This is a genomic window from Bradyrhizobium sp. CCBAU 11361 (assembly GCF_028128935.1).
GTDB lineage: Bacteria > Pseudomonadota > Alphaproteobacteria > Rhizobiales > Xanthobacteraceae > Bradyrhizobium > Bradyrhizobium niftali.
Window position 1 is genome coordinate 1 of record NZ_LBJZ01000118.1, and the last position, 8,268, is coordinate 8,268.

Consider the following 8,268-nt stretch of genomic DNA (forward strand, 5'->3'; position numbering starts at 1 on the left):
AAGCCATCCCCAGGCAAGCAGCCGGGCGTACAGTTGTCGGGCAAGACCGAGCGCCTTGTCGCCCTTCTCGGAAGCGAACGCGACGTCGGCCTTCCGGATCCGGCGGCGTCCCGCGGAGATCATTTCCGGCAGGCTGCCGAAATCATCGCCCTCGTTCCAGAGGGCGGGGTTGGCGCGCATGACGTCGTAGATGGTATGGACGACCTGCTGCGGCGTCGGGAACGACGGCGCGCCGGAAAAGAAGCGTTCATGGAGGTCGAGCAGACAGGCCGCGTACAGGTGCTTGTGATCGCGCGAGAAGGCCAAAAACGCGTCGTCATGCAAATGGCGGAACAAGGTCAATGACGCGGCTCCTGGGCCCGACTTCATGCTGAGATGGCGACGCTAAACGCATGATGTGCCCGACAACATTGTTATTGAGAGTAGCTCTTAAAAATACAACCGAAAGATCTGTTCTTAGTATGTTCTAATATAGCTTTCCAGCTCAATCGCTGTCGAGGCTCTAAAAGTCCGATCGGAGCTAGGTGTCCGGTCTTAGATCCGGAACAATGCGGCCTCAAGTCATTGAATTCCTTGTTGTTACCATTATGGCAAAATGGATACAAGGGTTTTGCTAGAGGGAACACAAAGCCATTGTTACCATTCCGCCAAAATGGTAACAAATACCTATGAAGCAGTTTTCCAACATCGACCAAGTCATGTTCTCCGACCTGGTTCAGAAGGCGACCGACGCGGATTTCGACAAGAACTTCCCGGAAAACGGGACCTTTCTCAAACAGAAGCGAGCCAACCGCGAATACTATTACTACAAGGCCTACGAGCCCTCTGGTGGCGAGGGACCGACGAAGACGACCCTCAAATATGTCGGTCCGGCCGATGATCCCGAGATTGCCAAACGCGCGGAAGCTTTCCAGCGCACCAAGATTGGCTATCGCGCGCGACGCGAGCTGGCAGCGAAGTTGAGGCGGGCTGGCTACCCTGCCCCTCCCCACATGGAAGGTCTCGTCGTCAACGAACTCGCGCGCGCGGGACTTTTCCGGCTTCGCGCCACGCTCGTCGGTTCGATGGCCTATCAGACATACAGCGGCGTACTCGGCGTCAAGCTGCCCGACGAGCTCGTAACGACCGAGGATATGGACATCGCGAAATTCTACGGCATCTCGATCTCGATCGATGAAAGCATGCCTGACATCGAAGAGATCCTGAAAAAGGTGGATCCGACATTTGCGCCCTCATTCTCCCCCGATGAAACCAAGCTGTTCAGCGGTTTTGCCAATGCCACCGGCTTCAAGGTCGAATTCCTTACACCAAACCGTGGCGACGAGGACTACTCCTCCAGACTGACGCAGATGCCTTCATTGGGGCCGTCTGTAGGGGCGCAGGTCTTGCGGTTCCTAGACTACCTGATCCATGAGCCCATCCGCTCTGTGGTTTTGCACGACGCTGGCGTGCCGGTTCTTGTACCGGCCCCGGAACGTTACGCCGTCCACAAACTGATCATCGCGACCAAACGGAATGTGTTCTTTGCGGATAAGGCCAAAAAGGACATCAACCAGGCTGGCGCGCTCATTCAAGCATTCAATGCCGTCAAACGTAGTAGCGACCTAGGCTTTGCGTGGATGGAAGCGTGGGAACGCGGAGCCAGATGGCGACGACGGCTTGGTGTTGGCGCCCTGCGTCTTTCGGACGACACTTTCGAGATGCTCGCGAAGGGCGTAGCCGAAGCGGCCAAACTCGACGGCAAGCCAGCAGAGGAGTACGGGCTTACGGGAGGCAAGGAAGATCTTCTGGCGCGCGTTTCAATTGCGAAGCCGACGGCGTCGCCAACGCCATGATGCCAATTCGACATGTCGACGAGCCTCTCTCGCCCACCGGCAGATTCGAGCCATGAGCTCTACATCGATCATCAGCTTTAGTTTTTTAATAATTTCGATAAGAGAGGCAGAGTGGGATCGCGGGCTTCATAAGTAAACGCGGAAACGTATAATCGATAGATATTCGCGATCGCGTATACTGACGATATATACGCATTGGCGTATGATAGCTTATGGATACGATTGCCCGCACCCCGCAACAAGTTGGCGCCGGGATCAGGCGCTACCGGCGGCAGAAGAAGCTTACCCAGGGTGACCTCGGTGAGGGGATGCATGCGCGTCAAGCGACGGTCTCGAAGCTGGAAGCCGGTGGACCAGCAACGCAGCTGCGCATCTTGATGGATGCGCTGGCCGCGCTCGACCTCGAGCTGGTCATCCGGCCGCGCACCAAAATGACGGCTGAAGCACTTGCGGATCTGTTCTGATGCCGCGTCGTCCTGCCCGCGCGCCGCTCAACGTCTACCTTAACGCACGGCTGGTCGGGGGCTGCGGCGCGAGCGCAGCGGCGCAATCGATTTCTAGTATGACAAGCAGTGGCTCGCGTGAATGCCATCCCGTTTAGAGGTCCCTGCCATTGCGGAAGGATCGTTGTATCGGCGATCCGTCTGCTTTTCAAAATCGCCTTGTCTTCATCGATGACACCTGGGCTTCGACCAATATGGCCCGCCGCAACGGCCGCTGTCCGCGTGGAGAGCGGCTGAAGGTCGGGATCTCCCACGGCCATTGGAAGACCACGACCTTCGTGACCGCAATCACCTCCAGCGGCTTCATTGCCCCCTTCGCCCTCGACGGACCGATCAATCGCAACGCCTTCGAAGTCTATGTCGAGAAGGTTCTGTCCCCGACGTTCCGCAAGACGCCATCGTCGTCGTGGACCTCTCCAGCTACAAGGGATCAAGGGTCCGCCAGATGATCGAGGGCGCGGGTGCACGCCTGCTCTACCTCCCTCCCTGCAGCCCCGACTTCAATCCGATCGAGAACGCCTTCGCCAAGCTCAAGGCGCTCTTGCGTCAGGCCGCACAACGAACCGTCGACAGCATCTGGAGCGCGATTGGTCGCATCATTGATCGCTTCACGGCAACCGAATGCCGCAACTACTTCATTGCCGCAGGATACGCTGCAACATGATCGGCGGATGCTCTAGAGTTGGAATCGTACCGAGCGGCGCATCGTCATCGTTCCGGTGAGGCGACGGCCGAATCTCTCTCTAACGAACTTAAGTTTACTCCTCGGAGACGGATGCTTGACGGCCGAGCGCGATCGACCAATCGCTCGATCTTGCGACAAGTTGACAATTGCCCTTCTTGCGCTACCGCGCTGCCCGACATGGCCAGGTGCAGCGGCGTTGGGAGCCCGGCTAAGGCCGAGGTCGGCATCACCTAGGACAAGATCAAGTGTCGATCGGCGAGGCGATCATCGCTGCGCTTTTATGGAGACGGCACCAACTGCCAGCTTACCGTCAGCGAAATCAGCTGCCGCTGTGGCGTGCAGCCTCGCCGAATAGAACACCGGTAATTCTGAATGTTCCGGGCCGATGAGAGGCCAATCTCTGTGCAGCCGAGGGCGTCGGCGCCCCTGTACGACCGCGCGCGATCATATCGATAACTTCGTGGCGCGACAGATCAGGAACAGTGCCGCAGCACAGCTCATCGAAGATGACATTGTGGATCCGGCCCCGCTCGCCCTCCCCCGGTATGACAGGTGAAAGGCCGGAGCGCTGCCGCAGGCGATCACGAACGGCTGCTCCATCGTATAGCGCGGCGTCGCAAGCAGCAGTAGTCGCTTGAAGGAAGCGGCGAGAAGAGCCGCAGCGGTCACATCGATGATGCGGATGAGCGGCACACTCAGCTCGGCAGCAACAATGTCGGCAATCACATGCAGATCAGGATGCAGGTGGCGCCCGCGTCAACCAACTGCCGGCCTATCCTCGTTAAATAAGCAGCGGCTTGCCTCCAATCTCCTGCGTTCTGAAGGGTGACGATATAGCCGAAGTCAACCGAGCGCAGCAAGATGTCTGCCGAGGCGAGACCGCCCCGGCGCTGACGGACGATTTCATTGATTTCCTTGTAACCATGGCCGTGCTTTCCCAGCTCATCCCTCCGATCAGCCCCAATCGTCCGCCGCACTTTGAGATCTCCACTTGATGCGAAGGTGGCACAGGTTTACCGCGCCTTCGGCGGCAACTCTCGGCGTTGTTTCGCGCAATCGCTCTGGAAAGTGCAAATCAAGGGCCTTATCTCTGCGATAGCAAAAACGCTTCTCAGCCGAGCTCCGAAGCCGGCTGAAAGGACATGACGTTGGACGATCGCGACCTGAAGATTCCCGACAAGTTGCAGGCTCGACGCAGCAATTCCCGTCACAGCGCTTGCCAAATCGACCAATCTTTCGCTGTCCGTTTGTTGGCGGCGCATCAAGTACATGGGGGACGGTGGCCTGATCTGCCGGCGCGTCGTCCTGGTTGACAGACGCAAAGCCAACGTGCCGATAACTGTGTTCATGGGTGCACGCACGTCGCGTCATTCGATAGCGTGGCTCGAGGATTTCCTCCGTGCCATTGGCGACATTCCGGAGATCGTCGAAGGCTATCGCTTCACCGGCGAAACCGATTATCTGCGCCACCTGGTGGTGCCAGGAGTAGAGGTCTATGCTGCGATCTACAAGAAGCTGATCAGTCGTCTCGACTTTGCTGCTCGTTCATTGGCATGGAAGAGCTGAAGTTTACGGCCACGGTACTGTTGAGCTATGTTTAAGGTGCGCCTTCCGGTGGCTCGGGGCAAAGCCGCCTGGATGCATAAGTGTATTCCAGAGCCAGCCGGCGTGCACGTTCGATGAGATTTGCGGCAGTGCTGTGCCCCCCATCGATATTCTCAAAGTAAAAATAAGATTGGCCGAGCGCAGCGAGCTTCGCGGCGGCCTTGCGGCCGTGCGCAGGATGCACGCGGTCGTCCTTGGTAGAGGTAAAAATGAAAGGCTCCGGGTAGGTCTTGCCCGGTACCAGCATTTGGTACGGCGAGTAGGCCTCGATCCACTCTCGTTGTTCGGGAATGGCCGGGTCGCCATACTCGGCGGTCCAGGACGCGCCTGCGCCCAAGTAGGTGAATCGAAGCATGTCGAACAGCGGCGCCTCTATGATCGCCGCGTTGAAAAGCTCGGGGCGCTGGGTTATTGCAGCGCCGACCAGCAGGCCCCCTTGGCTGCCGCCGATCACGCCGAGCCGGCGCGGACTTGTGACGTTCCGACGGATCAGATCGTCGGCGACCGCGATAAAATCATCCCATGTCTTTTGCTTCGTTGCCCCCTGGCCAGCCCGGTGCCATGGTGGACCGAACTCGCCGCCTCCCCGCAGGTTGGCAACGACGTACGCATGGCCCTGTTCGAGCCATAGTCGACCCAAAGCTCCTCCATAGGAAGGGAGACGCGGAATCTGAAACCCGCCATAACCATAGAGAAGCGTCGGGGTCGAGCCGTCAAATCTTGCGCTCCTGGGCCGCACCAGAAAGTACGGGATCCGCGTGCCATCGCGCGAAGTCGCCTCGAGCTGCTCCACGACATGCTTCGATGCGTCGAACGTCGCAGGTGCCGTCTTCAAGAGCTCGAGCCGTTTGCTTTCGGCATCAAAGTACCAAAGCGATGTTGGCGTGAGATAGTTAGAGACGGTAAACGTCATTTCATCGTTTTGCGCGGAAGTGGCTGATAGGCTTACGGTCGCATTCTTCGCCAGCGGGACTGGTGTGGCATGCCAGGCACCTTGATCGTACCTGTAGACGAACGCGTTGCTTTGAAGGTTGTCAAGAATGGCCAGCACCAGGAAATTCCTGGTGCTGCCAAATCCGCTGAGTGCCTGCCGGCAGTTGGGCTGGAAAACGACAGAGGGTTTCGCGCGCAGCGGATCCTGCCTCCATTCGGCCAAATCATACGCGATCATTGAGCCGGCCTTGAAGCTGGTATCGCCGGAGCGGATCCAGTCTTCGTCCAGTTTCACAAGCAGCCGCCCACTCGCGATGCCGACGATCGAGGCCTTCTTCGGCAGATCGAGCTCGATTGGCCCGCCGGGCCCGAACAGCACATACTGCGTCTCGAAGCCGTTGATCCGACGGGCTACGCCGGTCACAGGGCTACGCCGGTCACCAAACACCAATGGCGCGATCCCGAAGTCGCTGCGCTGGCCGCGAAAAACCTCACGCGCCTGATCGAGCGGCTGAGCGCGCTTGAGTTCCTTCAACACGAAAGGGTAGCCGGCCTCGGTCGTGGTCCCCTCGCCCCAATCACGTGCAACAAGAATAGTGTCGCGGTCAATCCAGCTGACGGTCTGCTTGCCCTTGGGCAGTTGGAATCCACCTGCAACAAAGCGTTTGGCTTTGCTGTCGAACTCGCGTATGGACACGGCGTCCTTGCCACCGTCGGAGAGTTTGACGAGGCAGCGCCGCCCAAGGCAGTTGCGCCCCTTGTAGACCCAGTTCTTGTTCTCGGCGAGAGCGAGCGCGTCAATGTCCAGGATGGTCTCCCATCGGGGATCCTGGCCGCGGTAGCTCTCAAGCGCAGTGCGCCGCCAGATGCCGCGCACGTGGGTCTCGTCTTGCCAGAAATTTTCGAGACCTTGCCGTTCCAGCCAAACGGACGGAATCCGGTCTTTTGCCTGGAGGATCGTCAGCGCGTCCCGGTAAAAGCGATCGTAGCGAGGATCCGACTGCAGCAAGCCGAGCGTTTTTTCGTTCTCGGCCTGTGCCCAGGCCAATGCGCGCGGCCCCTCGACCTCCTCGAGCCAGAGGAACGGATCGTCCAGTGGGGTCGCACCAGACTGCCCGTGGAGCAGCGCGACTGTGAAACACATCATCGAGAGCAACGCGGCGCGCACAAGGGACTTTTTCATTTGGCTTATCCTCGGACCAAGCACGCAGGCCGAGCCCGCAAGTTCTTGCGAGTGGGCGAACGCAGCGAAATTCGTGTTGCAGACGTGCACGCGCTGTGTCGCGCCGCCCGCAGCTCGATCTGTGCAAGCAGCATACCGCCGGCAAACAGCAGGTTTTCGCCTCATCGTGCCGCATCGCCATGCCAGCTTTCCGACATTGGCTCTGAAGCTGACAATCAGGTGTCCGCGGACTAACGTTTCGGCATCACCCTTTGAGGCCGCCGGTTCGACCGCGGAACCGCATCAGCAGTGCGATATTGCGGTGGGGCTGCTTCTCGCTTGCGTTCGGACAGAGGGCGTGTGAGCTCTTAGCCGCCAGAGTGTTGGCGGCGTGGTTTGCGAGCGGGCATCGTCGACAAAGAAGAACTCGTTGAGCAGTAGCCAAATCGCGTCAGACAAAAGGCCGTGTTCATGGCACACCTGCGAACGCTGATATGACGAATCGCAACAGGACACTACCAGCTTAATTTCATTGGGACGCTGGGAGGTCACAGTGTGAATAAAGGGGAGCTTACCTATGCCCTTTGATGGCGAGCCGCAGCGACGTAGGGATGCATCGCGCCTAAACGCCACGCGTACACGCGCCGTGACTAGGAGATCGTCACTTCGACTGCATTGCTGCAGCAAGGCAATTGACGCGCCCCTTACCTCTTGTGCGACCGTGATCACGTCAAGCAGGTCTTCCAGGACCGCCTGCTTTAGAAAATCGATTGCCATCGAACGGACAACGAAAGAAGAAGCCGGGCGCATCGTTTCCGTTTATTCGAGCAGCGCTTGCTGATGGCTCCGAGCAGGCGCAAGTAATTTGTTCTGCCGCGTTCCATGAAGCGCAAAACTTTCGCTTGATAAACAATCTGCGCGGCGTCGGCATCTTCGAAATAAACTGCAAATGACGGCTGCCATCGCGAATTTCGTCATCAAGAGAGGCTGTCACAACGGGATTCCCTTTTTAGCTTTTTGGACCAATTGTCTTGAACAGAGCCGCTTTCCTCTGCAAGCGCCAATCGTGCGCTCGGCTCCTGCAGCGCGGCGGGATTCGGACCGGCAGGGGTCATCGAGCGAGGAGCGAGTCCCACCTCTGCAGCGGGGCTTTCATCAACTTGTTTCCCGACACGAGCGCTTCCCGCGCCTCCTACTATGCTTCCGAACCTACCATATCGGTGCTGGGACCTGGTTTCATCGTCTGGACGCCGCGTCGTTGATCGGGTCCTCTACAAAGCGGCTAGGCGCGTGTTCGGGCACGCCACTGGTGATGGCTCGACTACCAGCGAAGCGACGCGCCAATAGCAGACATGTCCCATTTACGGCATGGCAAACCAAAATCGCGGAAGCTTGCGTCCGTGTCCGCCCGCGAGTTCAACTCAGCACCGATGACGAGCACCATCGACAGCGCAGCTGCGCCCAAGGTAATTGTCGACCTCGGTCCTCGAGGCCGGCATAGGCCTCAGACGCTTTGAAGTCGAAGTAGCTGGAGTTCTGTTACGA

5 protein-coding genes and 4 pseudogenes are annotated in these 8,268 nt (G+C 58.6%); 5 read left to right on the forward strand and 4 right to left on the reverse strand.

Annotation, left to right across the window (positions count from 1 at the left end):
- Nucleotides 1-342 (reverse strand): annotated as a pseudogene (locus XI08_RS10410) (Wadjet anti-phage system protein JetA family protein); the annotation flags it as partial.
- A 326-nt stretch (nucleotides 343-668) separates the two neighbouring features.
- On the opposite strand from XI08_RS10410, the gene XI08_RS10415 reads away from it, so the two are divergent.
- The 3 genes and pseudogenes from XI08_RS10415 to XI08_RS10425 form a co-directional block, all read left to right on the forward strand.
- On the forward strand, nucleotides 669-1,835 hold the full coding sequence (locus XI08_RS10415) for a nucleotidyltransferase family protein (RefSeq protein ID WP_271574342.1): 1,167 nt from the start codon (nucleotides 669-671) through the stop codon (nucleotides 1,833-1,835).
- Nucleotides 1,836-2,047: 212 nt separating this feature from the next.
- The gene (locus XI08_RS10420; protein ID WP_271574343.1) at nucleotides 2,048-2,299 is read left to right on the forward strand and encodes a helix-turn-helix domain-containing protein; all 252 of its coding nucleotides are present in this window, start codon (nucleotides 2,048-2,050) and stop codon (nucleotides 2,297-2,299) included.
- 143 nt (nucleotides 2,300-2,442) lie between these two features.
- Nucleotides 2,443-3,002: pseudogene (locus XI08_RS10425) on the forward strand (IS630 family transposase); the annotation flags it as partial.
- Between the two features lie 285 nt (nucleotides 3,003-3,287).
- On the opposite strand, the pseudogene XI08_RS10430 reads toward XI08_RS10425, so the two are convergent.
- Nucleotides 3,288-3,969, reverse strand: a pseudogene (locus tag XI08_RS10430) (aspartate/glutamate racemase family protein).
- Nucleotides 3,970-4,223: 254 nt separating this feature from the next.
- Here XI08_RS10430 and XI08_RS45975 point away from each other — a divergent pair.
- Both XI08_RS45975 and XI08_RS10435 read left to right on the forward strand, forming a co-directional pair.
- A pseudogene (locus XI08_RS45975) lies at nucleotides 4,224-4,268 on the forward strand (hypothetical protein); the annotation flags it as partial.
- Between the two features lie 102 nt (nucleotides 4,269-4,370).
- Complete coding sequence (locus tag XI08_RS10435; protein ID WP_271574344.1) at nucleotides 4,371-4,589, forward strand: Lrp/AsnC ligand binding domain-containing protein; 219 nt, start codon at nucleotides 4,371-4,373, stop codon at nucleotides 4,587-4,589.
- Nucleotides 4,590-4,620: 31 nt separating this feature from the next.
- Here the strand turns inward: XI08_RS10435 and XI08_RS10440 are convergent, their stop codons facing one another.
- Together XI08_RS10440 and XI08_RS46225 are read right to left on the reverse strand one after the other, a co-directional pair.
- Nucleotides 4,621-6,744, reverse strand: coding sequence for a prolyl oligopeptidase family serine peptidase (locus XI08_RS10440; RefSeq protein WP_271574345.1), 2,124 nt, complete (start codon nucleotides 6,742-6,744; stop codon nucleotides 4,621-4,623).
- Between the two features lie 709 nt (nucleotides 6,745-7,453).
- A complete protein-coding gene (locus tag XI08_RS46225) occupies nucleotides 7,454-7,717 on the reverse strand; it encodes a hypothetical protein (RefSeq protein ID WP_442869796.1) in 264 nt (87 codons plus the stop codon).
- Nucleotides 7,718-8,268: the final 551 nt, after the last annotated feature.